Annotated in this window: 16 protein-coding genes; 7 read left to right on the forward strand and 9 right to left on the reverse strand. The window is 67.6% G+C overall.

Going from position 1 to position 16914, the window contains the following annotated elements; genetic code table 11:
* Nucleotides 1–23 precede the first annotated feature (23 nt).
* Nucleotides 24–476, forward strand: a complete 453-nt coding sequence (locus tag AC5P8U_RS01185) for a SufE family protein (protein WP_061478045.1) — start codon at nucleotides 24–26, stop codon at nucleotides 474–476.
* The gene (locus AC5P8U_RS01190) at nucleotides 473–1720 is read left to right on the forward strand and encodes an MFS transporter (RefSeq protein WP_188240792.1); all 1248 of its coding nucleotides are present in this window, start codon (nucleotides 473–475) and stop codon (nucleotides 1718–1720) included. The genes AC5P8U_RS01185 and AC5P8U_RS01190 overlap by 4 nt, the downstream gene beginning before the upstream one ends.
* A gap of 675 nt (nucleotides 1721–2395) precedes the next feature.
* Here the strand turns inward: AC5P8U_RS01190 and dksA are convergent.
* A complete protein-coding gene (gene dksA, locus AC5P8U_RS01195) occupies nucleotides 2396–3622 on the reverse strand; it encodes an RNA polymerase-binding protein DksA (RefSeq protein WP_447897473.1) in 1227 nt (408 codons plus the stop codon).
* 272 nt (nucleotides 3623–3894) lie between these two features.
* Here dksA and yidD point away from each other — a divergent pair, with 272 nt between their 5' ends.
* The 3 genes from yidD to AC5P8U_RS01210 are packed head-to-tail and all read left to right on the forward strand — an operon-like array spanning nucleotide 3895 to nucleotide 6345.
* Nucleotides 3895–4149 carry a membrane protein insertion efficiency factor YidD gene (gene yidD, locus AC5P8U_RS01200; protein ID WP_014037867.1) on the forward strand — a complete coding sequence of 85 codons (255 nt, stop codon included), beginning with the start codon at nucleotides 3895–3897 and terminating at the stop codon, nucleotides 4147–4149.
* A 1-nt stretch (nucleotide 4150) separates the two neighbouring features.
* Entirely contained in the window at nucleotides 4151–5497 is a 1347-nt protein-coding gene (locus tag AC5P8U_RS01205) for a dihydroorotase (protein ID WP_061478048.1), read from the forward strand.
* Entirely contained in the window at nucleotides 5497–6345 is an 849-nt protein-coding gene (locus AC5P8U_RS01210; protein WP_353080619.1) for a M23 family metallopeptidase, read from the forward strand. The genes AC5P8U_RS01205 and AC5P8U_RS01210 overlap by 1 nt, the downstream gene beginning before the upstream one ends.
* 87 nt (nucleotides 6346–6432) lie before the next feature.
* Here AC5P8U_RS01210 and AC5P8U_RS01215 read toward each other — a convergent pair whose 3' ends face one another.
* From AC5P8U_RS01215 to efp, 5 genes are all read right to left on the reverse strand, one after another.
* Nucleotides 6433–7137, reverse strand: coding sequence for a squalene/phytoene synthase family protein (locus AC5P8U_RS01215; protein ID WP_065196619.1), 705 nt, complete (start codon nucleotides 7135–7137; stop codon nucleotides 6433–6435).
* An 11-nt stretch (nucleotides 7138–7148) separates the two neighbouring features.
* Nucleotides 7149–7844, reverse strand: a complete 696-nt coding sequence (locus AC5P8U_RS01220) for a phosphoglycolate phosphatase (RefSeq protein WP_447897472.1) — start codon at nucleotides 7842–7844, stop codon at nucleotides 7149–7151.
* The gene (gene ubiG, locus AC5P8U_RS01225) at nucleotides 7841–8557 is read right to left on the reverse strand and encodes a bifunctional 2-polyprenyl-6-hydroxyphenol methylase/3-demethylubiquinol 3-O-methyltransferase UbiG (protein WP_049412667.1); all 717 of its coding nucleotides are present in this window, start codon (nucleotides 8555–8557) and stop codon (nucleotides 7841–7843) included. Before ubiG ends, AC5P8U_RS01220 begins: the two co-directional genes overlap by 4 nt.
* 24 nt (nucleotides 8558–8581) lie before the next feature.
* The gene (locus AC5P8U_RS01230; RefSeq protein WP_053500540.1) at nucleotides 8582–9925 is read right to left on the reverse strand and encodes a TRZ/ATZ family hydrolase; all 1344 of its coding nucleotides are present in this window, start codon (nucleotides 9923–9925) and stop codon (nucleotides 8582–8584) included.
* Between the two features lie 205 nt (nucleotides 9926–10130).
* Nucleotides 10131–10697: an elongation factor P gene (efp, locus tag AC5P8U_RS01235; protein ID WP_005410381.1), complete on the reverse strand. Its 567-nt coding sequence runs from the start codon at nucleotides 10695–10697 to the stop codon at nucleotides 10131–10133.
* Between the two features lie 96 nt (nucleotides 10698–10793).
* Here efp and epmB point away from each other — a divergent pair, with 96 nt between their 5' ends.
* Nucleotides 10794–11834, forward strand: a complete 1041-nt coding sequence (gene epmB / locus AC5P8U_RS01240) for an EF-P beta-lysylation protein EpmB (RefSeq protein ID WP_447897471.1) — start codon at nucleotides 10794–10796, stop codon at nucleotides 11832–11834.
* 71 nt (nucleotides 11835–11905) lie between these two features.
* Here the strand turns inward: epmB and AC5P8U_RS01245 are convergent, their stop codons facing one another.
* The 3 genes from AC5P8U_RS01245 to AC5P8U_RS01255 form a co-directional block, all read right to left on the reverse strand.
* Complete coding sequence (locus AC5P8U_RS01245) at nucleotides 11906–14032, reverse strand: putative bifunctional diguanylate cyclase/phosphodiesterase (protein ID WP_005417742.1); 2127 nt, start codon at nucleotides 14030–14032, stop codon at nucleotides 11906–11908.
* Nucleotides 14029–14904, reverse strand: coding sequence for a phosphate/phosphite/phosphonate ABC transporter substrate-binding protein (locus AC5P8U_RS01250; protein ID WP_227836954.1), 876 nt, complete (start codon nucleotides 14902–14904; stop codon nucleotides 14029–14031). Before AC5P8U_RS01250 ends, AC5P8U_RS01245 begins: the two co-directional genes overlap by 4 nt.
* 103 nt (nucleotides 14905–15007) lie before the next feature.
* Nucleotides 15008–15778, reverse strand: coding sequence for an RNA methyltransferase (locus AC5P8U_RS01255; protein ID WP_072168405.1), 771 nt, complete (start codon nucleotides 15776–15778; stop codon nucleotides 15008–15010).
* Nucleotides 15779–15898: 120 nt separating this feature from the next.
* On the opposite strand from AC5P8U_RS01255, the gene AC5P8U_RS01260 reads away from it, so the two are divergent.
* A complete protein-coding gene (locus AC5P8U_RS01260) occupies nucleotides 15899–16726 on the forward strand; it encodes an inositol monophosphatase family protein (protein ID WP_049468091.1) in 828 nt (275 codons plus the stop codon).
* Nucleotides 16727–16914: the final 188 nt, after the last annotated feature.

Here is a 16914-nt window from a genome sequence, read left to right on the forward strand (position 1 = left end):
ACGCCCCCACCGTAGAGACTGTTGTGACCGACTCCCCGTTCCCGCTTGAACCCACCGCCGCCGAGGCCCAGGCCGCCATCGCCGAGGAATTCGGCTTCTTCGGCGACTGGTCCGAGCGCTACCAGTACCTGATCGACCTCGGCCGCAAGCTGCCGCCCTTCCCGGAAGAATGGAAGACCGAAGAGCATCGCCTGCTCGGCTGCCAGTCGATGGTCTGGATCGTGCCCGAGGGCAACGCGCAGTCGCTGCGCTTCCATGCCATCAGCGATTCGGCGATTGTCTCCGGCCTGATCTTCCTGGCGCTGCGCGTGTACTCCGGGCGCTCGGCGCAGGAGATCCTGGACACCGAGCCGAGCTACATCCAGGACATCGGCCTGGCCCGCCACCTCTCGCCCACCCGCAGCAATGGTGTGGCGGCGATGCTGGCCTTCATCCGCGAGACGGCGCAGGCGCAGCTGCAGCGCGACCCGTCGTGAGCGAACCCGCCACAGCCGAAGACAGTGCACTGGGCCTGCTGTCCCGCCCCGGTTTCGCCAGGCTGCTGGCCTACCGCATCTTCGCGATGCTGTCCTACCAGGTGGTCGCGGTCACTGTCGGCTGGCACATCTACGAAGTCACCCGCAATCCGTTCTCGCTGGGCCTGATCGGCCTGGCCGAGGTCGTGCCGTTCTTCTGCGTGGCTCCGTTCGCCGGTTACCTGGTGGATCACCTGCCGCGCCGTCGGCTGGGCATGGTCGCCTGTTGCGGGCTGATCGCCACTGCACTGGTATTGACCAGCGTAGCCATGGGCTGGCTGCCGATTGACGGCGTGTGGCCGATCTATGCGGCCATCGCGCTGACCGGCATGGTCCGCGCCTTCCTGTCGCCGATCTACAACGCCCTGTTCGCCCGCGTGCTGGCCCGTGACCAGTTCGCCCGTGGCGCCGGCCTGGGCGCGGTGGTGTTCCAGGCCGGCATGATCGCCGGCCCGGCACTGGGTGGCGTGCTGGTCGGCTTCGGTGGCAAGGGTCTGTCCTACGCGGTGGCTACGGCCTTTGCGCTGGTGGCGATGGCCTGCCTGGCCACACTGAAGGTGGAAGAACCGGTGCATACCGGTCCGGCCGCACCGATCTTCAAGAGCATCGCCGAAGGCGCGCGCTTCGTGGTCGGCAACCGGATCATGGTCGGCGCGATGGCGCTGGACATGTTCTCGGTGCTGCTGGGCGGCGTGGTAGCGATGCTGCCGGCGTTCCTGCACGAGATCCTGCACCACGGCCCGGAAGGCCTGGGCATCCTGCGCGCGATGCCGGCGCTGGGCTCGGTGTGCGTGGGCCTGTGGCTGGCGCGCCACCCGCTGCAGCGCAATGCCGGCCGCGTCCTGCTGTTCGCGGTGGCCGGCTTCGGCCTGTGCGTGATCAGCTTCGGGTTGTCGCAGCATTTCTGGCTGTCGGCGCTGATCCTGCTGTTCTACGGCACGTTCGATGGCGTCTCGGTGGTGATCCGCTCGACCATCCTGCAGTTGGCTACGCCGGAAGAGATGCGCGGTCGCGTATCGTCGATCAACGGCATCTTCATCAGTTCGTCCAACGAGCTGGGCGCGTTCTATGCCGGCACGATGGCGAAGCTGCTCGGCCTGGTGCCGGCGGTGGTGCTGGGCGGATTCGCGGTGCTGAGCGTGGCCGGGATCACCGCGTGGAAGAACCCAACGCTGCGGAAACTGAATCTTCGCGACCTGCAGTGAACCTGTAGAGCCGAGCCCATGCTCGGCTGCGTATTTCCGTGCGCCCACGCAGCGGTTGCGCCGGGCCGCGCCCGGCGGGCTACTTCCGCGACCGCGGCGGGGTGTGCCTTTCTTTCCTCGTGCAAAGAAGGTCACCAAAGAAACACGCCGCCATCCGCGAGCCGGCGCTGCGCGCCGGTGCCCTGCGCTCCTCGGCGAATCAGGGGACGGCGCGGAGAGCCAGCCGACTAGCAGTCGGCTCTACAGGATCGAGCGGCCTCTTCGCCCCTGACTCCCCTGCGGTGCTCGGCTCGCTACAAGGCGGACCCAACAGCCGCGAGCGCACGCATGACCGCTCCTGGTGGAGCCAAGCCATGCTTGGCTGCTTCTGCTTTTGCTTTTGCTTTTGCTCTTCCTTGCCCTCCGGCTTCGGCCTGAGCAGAGCGTGGGCTCGGCTCTACATCGGCCGCGCACGCAGGAAACCGTCGAGAGCCTGCGGGAGGGTCCGGGCAGGACCGTCCGCGGCATGGATGCCGCGGCCGAGCTTACAGGGATGTACTTGCAGCCTGTCCTGCCCGGACCCACCCGCAGGCTCACGCCGATCCCCGCAAGGCGCCGCCCTACGCAGCCAACACGAACCCAACAAAAAACCCGGCCGAAGCCGGGTTTTTCGCATGACCAGACAACGAACTGGAATCAGTCGCCCTGCTGCTTCTGCAGGTGCTCCCAACGCTCCTGGGCGTCGATGGTGCGCTCTGCGGTGAGGCGCGCTTCCAGGCGCTCCAAGCCGATTTCTTCGCCGGTGTCGACGCAGTAGCCGTAGTCGCCTGCTTCCAGGCGCTTCAGGGTGCTGTCGATCTTGCCGATCAGCTTGCGGTAGCGGTCGCGGGTACGCAGTTCCAGCGAGTTCTCGGTCTCGCGGGTCGCACGCTCGGCTTCGTCGCCGATGTCACGCACTTCCTCGCGCAGGTTCTCGATGGTCTGCTTGGACTCTTCCACCAGGTCCGCGCGCCAGTTCTGCAGGCGCTGGCGGAAATACTCCTGCTGCAGCGGGCTCATGTATTCCTCTTCCGAGGACGGCTTGTAGCCAGCCGGCAGGATCGGGCGGCCAGTGGCCTCGTCGGTCTTGTACTCGACCACCTTGTACTTGCTGCGCGGGGCCGGTGCTGCCGAGCGGGCGGCGACGGCCACGGCAACCTTGCCGACAGGGCGCGACACGGTCTTCGGGGCGGAATCGGATTTCACGGCGGTTTTGGCAGGCGATTTCGAAACGGGCACGGGATTCTTGGATTGCGGGGCCTTCGAAGCGACAGGAGCGGCGGCCGGGGCCGGCGTTGAGGCCGGCTGGGCTGCCGCCACTGCCACGGTCTTGGCCGGGACAGGCTTGGCCGGAGCCGGCTTGGCAGCAGGCTTCGGTGCGGACTTCACTACTGGGGCCGGGGTCGGCTTTGCGGCCGGCGCGGCAACGTTCTTGGCAACCTTCTTTACAGCGGCGGGCGTGGCGGCCGGTTTAGCCGCAGCGACCTTCTTTGCTACGGGCTTGGCGACCGGCTTGGCTGCAGCCTTCTTCACCACCGCCTTCGGCGTCGGCTTGGCGGCGGCCTTCTTGACCACCGGCTTGGCGGCGGCCTTCTTCACTGGCGCGGCCTTGCTGACGGTCTTCTTCACCGGCGCCTTCTTGCTGGCGGCGGCTGGCTTGGCCTTGGCGGGCGCAGCGGCCTTCTTCGCCACCGGCTTGGTTGCCTTGACCGGCGTTTTCTTTGCGGTGGCCTTCCTGGCCGCCGGTTGCGAGGACGCTGCCTTGGTCGCCGGCTTGCTGGCCGGCTTCTTGGCAACGGGCTTTGCCGCCAACTTCTTCACAACAGGCTTGGCGGTTTTCTTGGCGGCCGTTGCGGCCTTCTTTGCAGTTTTTTTAGCAGCCACGAAACGCTCTTCCTTGGATTTCCCGGGGCCCGGGAAAGCGGGCCTTTATAGCCTACCCGACCCGCAGCAGCAACCTCGGCACCCTGCTCCATTCAGTCCTGGAGCCAAGGCGCCCTGGAGGGCAGTCCGACGAACACGGACCGCCTTGCGCGGTACGGAACCTGGCCAGCACCCGACGGTGCTGGTACCGGTCGCAGGCCATCGGCGACATGCGACCAACGCCCCATCCTGCACAAATGCGTCCTTCATGCCAACTGGCATAAGATGACTGGGTGATCTCGCGCCTGCTCATTGCCCTGCTGCGCTTCTACAAGCGCTTCATCAGCCCCCTGCTGGGGCCGCGCTGCCGTTTCGTGCCGAGCTGTTCTGAATACGCGATGGACGCCATCTCGCGGCACGGCCCGCTGCGCGGCAGCTGGTTGGCTGCGCGCCGGCTGGGCCGCTGCCATCCGTTCCATCCCGGCGGCTTCGATCCCGTGCCCGAGTCCCCCAACGCCCCCTCTTGCCGTTGCACAGGAAAACACTGACATGTCCTCCACCCTCATCACCAACGCCCGCATGGTCAACGAAGGCCGCACCTTCGATGGTGACCTGCGCATCGAGAACGGCCGCATCGCGCAGATCGGCAGCGGGCTCGCGCCGCGCGACGGCGAGCAGGTGGTGGACGCGGCCGGGCGCTGGCTGCTGCCCGGCATGATCGATGACCAGGTGCACTTCCGCGAACCGGGCCTGACCCACAAGGGCGACATCGCCAGCGAATCGGCGGCCGCCGTGGCCGGTGGCCTGACCAGCTTCATGGACATGCCCAACACCAACCCGCCGACGCTGGATTCAACCATCCTGGAAGCCAAGTACGAGCTCGCGCGCGGCCGCGCCTGGGCCAACTACGGTTTCTACCACGGTGCCAGCAATGACAACCTGGACGCGATCCGTGCCCTGGACCCGAAGAAGGCCCCGGGCGTGAAGGTGTTCATGGGTGCTTCGACCGGCAACATGCTGGTCGACAACCCGGAAACGCTGGACGCGATCTTCCGCGAATGCCCGACCCCGATCATCACGCACTGCGAAGACACGCCGATGATCGATGCCAACCTCAAGGCCTTCCAGGAAAAGTACGGCGATGCGCTGACCCCGGACATGCACCCGGACATCCGTTCGCGCGAAGCCTGCATCAAGTCGACCCGCCTGGCAATGTCGCTGGCACGCAAGCACGGCACCCGCCTGCACGTACTGCACATCTCCACCGCCGATGAGCTGGCGCTGTTCGAGAAGGGCCCGCTGATCCGCGCCGATGGCAGCCGCAAGCAGATCACCGCCGAAACCTGCGTGCACTTCCTGCACTTCGCGCGCCCGGACTACGCGACCAAGGGCAACCTGATCAAATGCAACCCGGCGATCAAGGAAGTGTCCGACCGCGAGGCAATCACCGCTGCCTTGGCCGATGACGTGCTGGACGTGCTGGCCACCGACCACGCGCCACACACCTGGGAAGAGAAGCAGAAGCCCTACGCGCAGGCGCCGTCGGGCCTGCCGCTGGTGCAGTACGCGCTGGTGGCCGCGCTGGAGCGGGTGCACGAAGGCAAGCTGACCCGCGAGCAGGTGGTGCAGAAATTCGCACATGCGCCGGCGCAGCTGTTCGACGTGGAAGAACGCGGCTTCCTGCGCGAAGGCTACTTTGCCGACCTGGTGCTGGTGGAGGACGTGCCGTTCACCGTCAAGCGCGAGGACGTGCTGTCCAAGTGCGGCTGGTCGCCGTTCGAAGGCACCACTTTCCGCTCGCGCATCGCCTCCACCTGGGTCAACGGCCAGCTGGTGTGGGACGGCAGCAAGCTGGTGGGTGAGCCCGCCGGCCAGCGCATGACCTACGACCGCTGATGCGTTCGGCACTGATGATCGGGGCGCTGCTGCTGGCCGCGCCCCTGCTCTGCACATCTTCGGCCAACGCGCAGGATGGCATCGGCAGCCTGATCGACAGACGCGTGGTGTTCCCGGCCAGTGCCTCGCAGGGCGCGCTGGTGATCGGCAAGGTGCCCGCAGGCAGTCGCGTGCAGTACGCCGGCCGCCAGCTGCGGGTGAGCGGCTACGGCAGCGTGGTGTTCGGCATCGGCCGCGACGAGAAGGGTCCGCTGCGCGTACAGGTGCAACGCCCCGATGGTGGCAGCGAGACCGCGACCATTGCGGTGACGCCGCGCGACTGGCCCACCGAGCGGGTCAACGGGGTGCCACCGAAGACGGTCAATCCGCCGGCGGCGATCGCCGAGCGGATCAAGCGCGAACAGGCGCAGGTGACCGCCGCACGTGCCCGCGATGACGACCGCACCGACTTCACCCAGACCTTCATCTGGCCGGTACAGGGCCGCATCAGCGGCCGCTTCGGCAATGCACGCGTCTACAACGGGCAGCCGGGGGCCGGTCACTCCGGCATGGACATCGCGGTGCCGACCGGCACCCCGGTGAAGGCGCCGGCGGCCGGCATCGTGACCTTCGCCGGTCCGGACCTGTACCTGACCGGTGGCACGCTGCTGCTCGACCACGGCTTCGGGGTCAGCTCCAATTTCCTGCACCTTTCGCGCATCGACGTAAAAGTTGGCGACCGTGTGGAGCAGGGCCAGGTGATCGCTGCCGTCGGCGCCACCGGCCGTGCCACCGGCCCGCACCTGCACTGGGGCATGAACTGGTTCGACACCCGCATCGACCCGTTGCTGGTGCTGGAACGCAAATAACGGTAGTGCCGGCCGCTGGCCGGCAACCGCATGAATTCTGCAGTGCCCGAGCTGCCGGCCAGCGGCCGGCACTACTAGACAGTTGGATCAACCGCGGGCAGCCCACCACACGCGCAGCAACGTGCGCACCGGGGTGGCTTCGATTGGCTTGCCTGCGGCCTGCGCGGCAACGCGGGCGCGCGCCAGGCTCGACCACACGCGCCGCGGGCGCGGGCCCGGCACGCGGCTGCCCCATCCTTTCAACAGGTACTGGGCCCAGCGCTGCGCGGCCGTGCTGGAATCCTCATCCAACAGGCTGCGCGGCACACCGGCCACGCCGGCGTCCTGCAGGCGCTGGGCCAGGGTCTGCAGCTGCACCGCACGACCGGCGCCGGTGCGCGGCTTGTCGGCAAACAAGGCCGCTTCCACTGCGGCCACGGCGTCGGCGTAATTGGCCAGCGCACGCTCGGCACCGGCTGCATCCAGCGCAACGGTACGCGCTTCAACGAGGTCCGGCAGTGCTTCGGCCAGTTGCACCCACGGCGCACGCACCGGCTCCAGCAGACGGCCCAGCGGATGGCGCGAACGATGCCCTGCCCAGCTGCGCAGCTCCTCGCCCCACCACGCCAGCTTGGCATCGGCGGGCAGCGGATCGCCGCTGGTGTTGAGCATGTCGTCGAACTCCTGCAGCAGCGCAAACCACGCCACTGCGAGCTCGCGTTGCGGTTCGGCCACGAACGGGGCGGCCACCGACCATTCCGGCCAACGGCTGCGCCACTTGTCGAGGAAACTGTCCAGCGCGGTACTGCTCACTACGGGATTCCTTACGGCTGGGCCGGGGCTGCCGGCCGGGTCGGCCAGAGACTGGCCAGTTGCAGAAGTTCAGCGTTCTCGACCAGCACGTCGGCCTGCCAGGCCAGCGGATCGTCGCTTTGCAGGCGGTAGCCCCACAGCGCCGCCACCGACGGCATCGCGGCAGCACGTGCAGCGATGATGTCGCGCTCGTCATCACCCACGTACACGCAGTCTTCGGCGGCCATGCCAATGGCCTGCGCAGCGTGCAGCAGTGGAAGCGGGTGCGGCTTGCGCTCGGCCAGGCTGTCACCGCCGACCAGCACCGCGCAGCGCTGCTGCCAACCCTGCTGCGGCAGGATCAGGCGCGCCAGGTGCTCCGGCTTGTTGGTGACGATGCCCCATACCGTACCGGCCTCATCCAGCGCGGCGAGCATGCCGGCCACGCCGTCGAACAGCACCGCGTGCTGGCCGATCAGCGCTTCGTAGCGCTGCAGGAATTCCGGGATCAATGCATCGCGCGCAGCGGCATCCAGGTCCGGGAAAGCGGCCCCGACCATCGCGCGCGAGCCCTTGGAGACCACCGGCCGCAGCTGCGCCGGATCGATCGCTGCCCGGCCCCGCTCGGCCAGCATCGCATTGCAGGTGGCGACGAAGTCCGGCGCGCTGTCCAGCAACGTGCCATCCAGGTCGAACAGCACCGCACGCGGGAAGCGGGCGGAGGTCATGCCGGCTTGACCGCGTAGGCCAGGTAGTTGATGTCGGTGCGGCTGCTCAGGCGGGCATGGTTGCGCCACGGCTCGTAGGCCATGCCGCTGACATCCACCAGCTGCAGGTCAGCCTCGCGCAGCCAGCGCGCCAGCTCGGCCGGCTTGATGAATTCCTGGTAGTGGTGGGTGCCTCTGGGCAGCAGCCGCGCCACGTACTCGGCGCCGACAATCGCCACCGCGAAGGCGGCCGCGGTGCGGTTGATGGTCGACAGGAACAGGTGGCCGCCCGGCTTCAGCAGGCGCTTGCAGGCGTCGATGATCGCGCCCGGGTCTGGCACGTGCTCCAGCATTTCCATGCAGGTGACCACGTCGAAACTTCCCGGCTGCTCGGCGGCCAGATCCTCGGCGGCCTGCACGCGGTAGTCGACCTTGGCGCCGCTTTCCAGCGCATGCAGGCGCGCGACCTTCACCAGTTCCGGGGCCAGGTCGATGGCGGTGACGTCGGCGCCGGCCTGCGCCAGCGCTTCGCTCAGCAGCCCGCCACCGCAGCCGATGTCGAGCACGCGCGCGCCACGCAACGGTACGCGGTCGGCCACGTACTTCAGGCGCACCGGGTTCAGCGCATGCAGCGGCTTCTGCGGGCCGTCAGCGTCCCACCAGCGGTTGGCCAGCGCGGCGAACTTGTCCAGCTCGGCCTGATCGAAATTGGAGGAAGCGTGGGGGGCAGTCATGAGGGGTCCTTGCGGCGCCAGGGATCAGGCGCGGATATGACGGATGCGCTCGCGCCACTGGCGCGCGTTGGCGATGATGCCCGGCAGGTCCATGCCGACCAGCTCGCGCTGCACCAGCTTCGGCTTGCCGGCGATCCAGACGTCGCTGACCTGCTGGCGGCCGGTGGCATACACCAGCTGCGACAGCACGTTGTGCAGCGGCTGGGTTTCCAGCGCCGACAGGTCGACACAGACCAGGTCGGCCTGCTTGCCGACTTCGATCGAACCGATGCGGTCAGCAAAGCCCAGCGCACGGGCGCCGCCCAGCGTCGCTGCGCGCAGCGTGGTGGCCGCGTCCAGCGCGGTGGCATCATCGGCCACGGCCTTGGCCAGGATCGCTGCGGTACGGTTCTCGCTGAACATGTCCAGGTCGTTGTTGCTGGCGCAGCCATCGGTGCCGATCGCCAGGTTCACGCCGGCGCGCTGCAGGGCGCAGGCCGGGCAGAAACCGGAGGCCAGCTTCAGGTTCGATTCCGGGCAATGCACCACGCTGACGCCGCGTTCGGCGCACAGGTGGATTTCCGCATCGGTCAGCTGGGTCATGTGCACCGCGATCAGGCGGTCGTTGACCAGGCCGAGCCGATCCAGCCGCGCCAGCGGGCGCTGGCCGTGCAGCTTGATCGAATCGTTGATCTCCTGCGCGGTCTCGTGGGTATGCAGGTGCACCTGCATGTCGAGCTGGTCGGACAGCATCCGCACCCGCTCGAAGTTGGCATCGTTGACCGTGTACGGCGCATGCGGCGCGAACGCGGTGCCGATCAGCGGATCGGTGCGCCACTGATCATGCAGTTCACCGGCCTTGGCGAAGTATTCGTCGTCGGTCCTGGCCCAGGCGGTGGGGAAATCGATGATGACCGCGCCAACCAGTGCGCGGAAACCGTGCTTCTTGTAGACCGCAGCCTGCACGTCGCCGAAGAAGTAGTTCTCGTTGGCACAGGTGGTGCCGCCGCGCAGCATCTCGGCGATGGCCAGGGTGGTGCCGTCGGCGACGAACTCGGGGCCGATCACCGCCGCTTCCACCGGCCAGATGTGCTGCTGCAGCCAGGTCATCAGCGGCAGGTCGTCGGCGACGCCGCGCAGCAGGGTCATCGGGTTGTGCGTGTGCGCGTTGACCAGGCCCGGCATCAGCGCCGACTCGGGGCGGCTGACCACCTGTGCGGCACGGAAGCGTGCGCGCGCCTCGGCACGCGGCAGGATGGCCACGATCTCGCTGCCACGCACGGCAACGGCATGGTCTTCCAGCACCACCGCATGCGGCTCGATCGGAACGACATGACCGGCTTCGATGAGCAGGTCGCAGGCTTCGGGGAGGTGCGGGCTATCGCTCATGCGGGCTCACTGGCTGGGGGCGGCGAGATACTTCTGGGGAACACGCCCCTGAGTCAGGGGCTGCCGCGAAGCGGCGGGGTCTGGAGACCCGTGAAGCGCGGCCCATGATCTGCCGAAGCAGATCATGGGAGCGCCAGCGCGAATGCACTGGCGCGTATCCGAGCATGGCTCGGCTCTACAGCAAGGTCGGCCTGCGGCCGGAACCTTATTTGACGCGTGCGGAGTATTCGCCCGAACGCGTGTCGACACGGATCACTTCGTCCTGGTTGACGAACAGCGGCACGCGCACCACGGCACCGGTTTCCAGGGTGGCCGGCTTGCCGCCGCCGCCCGAGGTGTCGCCACGGACGCCCGGATCGGTTTCGGTGATCTTCAGTTCGACGAAGTTCGGCGGCTGAACGAAGATCGGCTCGCCATTCCACAGGGTGACCACGCAGGACTCTTCGCCCTTCAGCCACTTCTCGGCGCCGCCCATGCCAGCCTTGGTGGCCTGGACCTGCTCGAAGGACTCCGGATCCATGAAGTGCCAGTATTCGCCGTCGCTGTACATGAAGTTCATGTCGGTATCGACGACGTCGGCTGCATCCAGCGAGTCGGTCGACTTCATGGTCACTTCCTGGGTACGGCCGTCCTTGATCAGGCGGTACTTCACGCGGGTGAAGGCCTGGCCCTTGCCCGGCTTGACGTATTCGGTGTCGATGATGACGGCCGGTTGGTTGTTGACCAGGATCTTCATCCCGTTCTTGACGTCGTTCATGCCGTAGCTGGCCATGCGTAAACTCCTGAGTGGCAGAAACGCCGCGGGTGCGGCGAGCCGTTAGAATGGAAAGCCCACCGGATGCCGGTGGGCGACTGTTTTTCTGCCCCCATGATAACCGCAGGCCCCCTCTCCATGCAGCTTTCCGCCTTCCCCCGGCCCCAGTCGCCAGGCGCGCCCGTGCGCTGGCAGCAGCTCTGGCGCCAGGCGCTGCGCGACCCCCACGCCCTGCTGGCCCGGCTGCAGCTGGACCCGGCGGCGCTGGGTGTCTCGGAGGCGGCCATGAACCAGTTCGCACTGCGCGTGCCCGAGGGCTTCGTGGCCCGCATGGGCGTGGGCGATGCGGCCGACCCGCTGCTGCGCCAGGTGCTGCCGATCGACGAGGAAATGCGCCCGGCGCCCGGGTTCAGCTTCGATGCGGTGGGTGATGGTGCCGCCAGGAAGGCCACCGGCGTCATCCAGAAGTACCGTGGCCGCGCCCTGCTGGTCGCCACGGGCAGCTGCGCGATCAACTGCCGCTACTGCTTCCGCCGCCACTTCGACTATGCCGCGGAGAACGCCGCCAAGGGTGGCTGGCAGGAGGCCGTAGCCGCCATCGCGGCCGACCCGGACATCGATGAGGTGATCCTGTCCGGCGGTGACCCGTTGTCACTGGCCACGCACAAGCTGGTCGAGCTGACCGACGCCCTGCGCGCGATTCCGCATATCCGCCGCCTGCGCATCCATACCCGGCTGCCGATCGTGCTGCCGGAACGCGTGGACGATGAACTGGTGTGCTGGCTGGGCAGCCTGCCATGGCCGCTGGCGATCGTGGTCCACGCCAATCACGCCAATGAATTCGACGCCAGCGTGGACGCGGCGATGGCCCGCCTGCGCGGCGTCGGCGCCCAGCTGCTGAACCAGGCGGTACTGCTGCGCGGGGTCAACGACAGCGTGCAGGCCCTGCAGGACCTGAGCGAGCGCAGCTTCGCCGCGGGCGTGCTGCCCTACTACCTGCACCAACTGGACCGGGTCGAAGGCGTGGCCCACTTCGAAGTGGATGATGCCCAGGCCAAGGCACTGATTGCCGGCCTGACCGCACGCCTGTCCGGTTATCTGATCCCGAAACTGGTGCGCGAACTGCCCGGCGACCCGAGCAAGCGCCCGCTGTAAAAAAAGGGACGGAGGGGATTAAGTCGCAAATGCATAAGCGACTTAATCCCCTCCGTCCCCTTTTGTGTCGGTCAGAGGCCCGACTCGATCATCCGCACCACTTCGGTGGCGGTCACCGGGTGGCTCAGCCAGTAGCCCTGGCCGAGATCGCAGCCGCGCTGCACCAGCAGTTCGAACTGCGCCTGCTGCTCGATGCCCTCGGCCACCACGGTGATGCCCAGTGCGTGGGCCATGGCGATGATCGCCGTGGTCAGCGCCAGATCGTCGGGATCGCGCTGCATGTCGGCCACGAAGCTCTTGTCGATCTTCACGCCGTCCACCGGCACCTGGCGAAGATGGCTGAGACCGGAGAAGCCGGTACCGAAATCGTCCAGCCAGACCTTCACGCCGGTGCGGTGCAGCTTGTCCAGCAGCTGCGCGGCAACCATTTCGTCGCCGATCACCGCGGTTTCGGTCAGTTCCAGGTGCAGGCGCGACGCCGGCAGCCCGGACTCGTGCAGGCACTGCGCGACCAATGCCGGCAGTTCACCGCCGCGCAGCTGCCGCGGCGACACATTCACCGACACGAACAGATCATCGCCGCCCGCCCCGCGTGGCCACTGCGAGGCTTCCATGCAGGCCGCACGCAGCACCTTCGGGCCGATGAGCTCGATCAGCCCGCTCTGCTCGGCCACTTCGATGAACACCGACGGCGGAATCGTTCCCAGGGTCGGATGCTGCCAGCGCAGCAGCACTTCCACGCCGACCATGCGCCGGTCGCGCATGCGGAAGATGGGCTGGTAGGCCAGGCGCAGCTCGCCGCGCTCCCAGGCCCCGCGCAGCTCCTGCTCCATGTGCACGCGGCGCTCGACCGCGTGGTCCATCGCACGGCTGTAATAGCGGTAGCAGTTCTTGCCGGCCATCTTGGCCTGGTACATGGCGATGTCGCCGTTCTTCAGCAGCGTGGTCGCATCAGCGGCATCGTCCGGGAACAGGGTCACGCCGATCGAAGTGCCCAGGAACAGTTCCCGGCCCTGCACCACCAGCGGCTTGCCCAGCTCGCGCACCAGCACTTCGGCCAGCAGCCGTGCGTTGGCCGCCACGTCGCCATCACCGACCAGGATCACAAACTCGTCGCCGCCAAAGCGGGCCAGCAGCGCTTCATCGCCACCGGCTTCGGTAACCGCACTGCCGATGCGCTGCGCGAACTGCAACAGCGCTTCGTCACCGGCCTCATGGCCCAGGGTGTCGTTGACGCGCTTGAAGTCGTCGATATCGGCAAACAGCAGGCCCAGCCGATGATTGGATGCGCGCGCGGCCATCAGGCGATGGTCCAGCGCTTCCCGGAATGCCAGCCGGTTGGTCAGCCCGGTCAGCGCATCGGTATAGGCCATGCGCCGCACCTCGCGGTCATGGCGGGCGATGGCATCGCGCATGCGGGCGAAGCCGCGCACCAGCTCGCCGACTTCGTCGTCGCGGGTGTTCTCGGCCAGCGGCGCCTGGTAGTCGCCAGCCTCGATGCGGCGCGCCGCAGCGGCCAGGTCCCGGATCGGCGCCACCAGGGTGCGCTGCACGTACAGGATCACCACCACGCCGATCACCACCAGCAGGCCCAGCATCAGCAGCAGCCAGCCCAGGTGGCGGCTGCCGACCTGCTGCAGGCGCTCGCCGAGCGTGGCATTGGCGGCCTGTTCGCGCTGCTGCACCTCGTCCAGCGCCATGCCGACGCGGACGCCGCCGATGCGCTGGTTGCCGACCATGATCGGCATGGTGTTGTCGAGCACCTTGGGCGATTCCTGCACCACCAGCGCCTGCGCCACCGCGGCCTTGGGGGCCAGCGGGTCGGTCATCGGCTGGCCGAAGCCGGACACCTCTATCGAGCCGTCATGCACCAGCCGGCCGCGTTCGTCGAACACCAGCACATAGCGCACGACCGGTTGCCGTGCGGTGCTGCGCACAAGCGCACCGACCTGGTCCAGGTCGCGGTAGTACAACGGGTTGGCCAGCGCGTCGGACAGCTCGCGCGCCATTGCTTCGCCGCGGCTGCGCACGCTGCGGTCGAACAGTTCATGGATGACGCCACCACTGAGGTTGCGCACCTCGCCCTGCATCGCCGCCTGCCGCCCCAGCAACACCGCCAGGATCGCCACCACCACGACCATCGCCCCGCCCATCGCCAGCAGGAACCGGGCCTGCATTCCCGAGCCGAGCCACTTCATTCCACTTCCATCCGCACGCGCGTCAATCCTTGTTTCAATTCATCCAGCCGCTGCTGCGCATGCGCATCGACGCGGTGGAAACCGGAAGTGCCGAAAAACCGATGCAGCGCCCCCTGTGCCTGCGGGTCGCTGGCCGCCTGCAGCAGGACGTCCTGCAGCCGGTCACGCACCCGCGGGTCAAGGTCGGCGCGAACCATTTCCACCGCCCGTGGGTAGGGTTCGGTGCGCAGCAGTTCGCGGAAGTCGCGCCGGAATGCTGCAGGCATCCGTCGCTCGTCATTCCAGTCCACGCTGCTCACCGCCCCCACTTCGACCATGCCCTTGTGCACGAACGTGGCGATGTTCAACTCGCTACGTGCGAACACGTACCCCACGCTGTCCCGGCCCGGCACGTCCCACACACCGGCCAGGATCTGCGGCGCCAGCCCCTCCTGCAGCAGCGTCATCACCGGCACCAGGTAGGCACTGGTGGACGCCGTGTTCTGCAGCGCCAGGCGATGCCCGCGCAGGTCCTGGATCCGCTGGATCGGACTGTCGCGACGCACGAAGAACACGGTCTGGTACTCACGCACGCCATTGCGCTCGGTCAGCAGCAGCGGCCGCGCGCCACTGCGCTGGCCCAGTGCCACCGCCGTACCCGACGTTTCCGTGACCCAGTCGACCCGCCCCCGCCGCAGATAGCTGGCCATCTGCTGCGGGTCGCGTGCCATCAGGATCCGCCCTTCCTTGATGCCGACGTCGTGCATGCGTGCCACTACATAGTCCAGCAACGGTTGCAGCTGCTCGTAATGGGCCTTGGGATCATCGCTGATCCGGCCCAGCACCAGCACCCGGTCCGGTGCTGCATGCACCGTCCCGGCCAGCAGGATCATGACCAGGCTCAGCAGTCCCCTCTGCACTGCCCTTCGCAGACCCGACACAGGCTTCATCCCCCCTGGGTATCCGGACAGACTACCCGAAAAAATGAGAACGTCGTCAGCTGTCCTTGTTGCCCGCCTGCGCCAGCCGCGCCATCCGCTGGGTGTCGGCAAGGATGCCGCGCAACAGGCGCACTTCCTGCTCGCTCGGCTCGCTGCGCAGGAACAGCCGGCGCAGCTTGCGCATCGCCGATTCCGGCGCGCGGCCCTTGTGGAAATCGATCTCGTCCAGGGTGTCGCCAAGCTGGGCGAAGAAACTCTCCATCTGTTCATGGCTTGCTGCCTGTTCGCGGAAACCGGGCTCGGCGTCCGCGGCCGGCTGCGCGCCCAGCAGCTGCATGCGTGTCTCATAGGCCAGCACCTGCACGGCGGCAGCCAGGTTGAGCGAGCTGAACGCCGGATCGGACGGGATGTGCACCGCCGCGTGGCACAGCTGCAGTTCTTCGTTGGTCAGGCCAGTGCGCTCACGGCCGAACACCAGCGCCACCTCGGCGCCCTCGCCCGCCTTGGCCACCGCACGAGCGGCGGCATCGGCCGGCAGGTACTCCTCCAGCTGCACGCGGCGGGCACGCGCGGTGCAGCCCAGCACCAGGCGGCAATCGGCCACGGCCTCGGCCAGGGTGGCGACCACCGGGGCGTCCCCCAGCACATCTTCGGCACCGGCAGAGCGGCGGAAGGCCTCCTCGTCCAGCGGTTTCTCGGGGGCGACCAGCACCAGGCGGGCCAGGCCCATGGTCTTCAGGGCACGGGCGGCGGCCCCCATGTTGCCGGGGTGCTGGGTACCGACCAGGACGAATCGGAGGCGGGTGGTGGCAGGAAACTGGGACATGAACAGGGAAAAGGTCGAGCTGGACGATGACCAATGGTAAACTGTGCGACCGGCCACTGCGCCGGACCCGCTCTTTTCCCCCGCCAGTCCATCTCTTCTGCCTTTCCGGGAGCCCACGCCATGCAGAAACCCGCCGTCACCGTCATGGTCAAGGCCGCCCGCCTCGCCGGCAACGTCCTGTTGCGCAACATCAACAAGCTCGAGGCACTGAACGTGGTGCAGAAGGGCCGGATGGACTACGCCAGCGAAGTGGATGCGGACGCGGAAAAGGTCATCGTCAAGGAACTCAAGCGCGCTTACCCGGACTACGGCATCTTCGGCGAAGAAGGTGGCGTGCAGGGCGAGCGCCGCCAGATGTGGGTCATCGACCCGCTGGACGGCACCAGCAACTACCTGCGTGGCGTGCCGCACTACTGCGTGTCGATCGCGCTGGTAGAGAACGGCGAGCCGACCGACGCGGTCATCTTCGACCCGCTGCGCAATGAGCTGTTCACCGCCAGCCGGGGTGCCGGCGCCGTGCTGAACGACCGCCGCATCCGCGTGGCCGAGCGCAAGGATCTGGAAGGCACGATGATCCACACCGGTTTCGCCCCGCGCGAGCGCAGCCGCGCCAGCGCCCAGCTGAAGGCGGTCGACGCCCTGCTGGTGCACGGTGAGGACATCCGCCGCACCGGTTCGGCGGCACTGGACCTGGCCTACGTGGCCTGCGGCCGTGCCGACGCCTACTTCGAGGCCGGTGTGAAGGCGTGGGACATCGCCGCCGGCCTGCTGCTGGTCCGCGAGGCGGGCGGCAAGGTCTGTGACTTCAAGGGCGCGACCCTGGGCCGCATGGACAACCGTGGCCCGGAGACCCACCAGATCGTGGCCGGCAACCTGAAGGTGGCCGAGTCGCTGCAGAAGGTGCTGGTGAACACCGGCTACGCCGCCGAGTTCGACGCGAAGTTCTGAGGTTTTGCGTAAAGCGGTTCATGGAGACGGCGCCTGCGAGGGTGCCGTTTTCGTTTGTGCGCACGGAGATTCGTTTCCGCGACCGCGGGGGGTGTCACTTTCTTTGCACGAGCAAAGAAAGTGACACCCCTCCGCGGTCGCGGAAATGACTCTCGCCGGGTCGTACCCGGCGCCACAGATGCGTCGGC

The organism is Stenotrophomonas sp. YJH_SMC_81 (genome assembly GCF_059370875.1).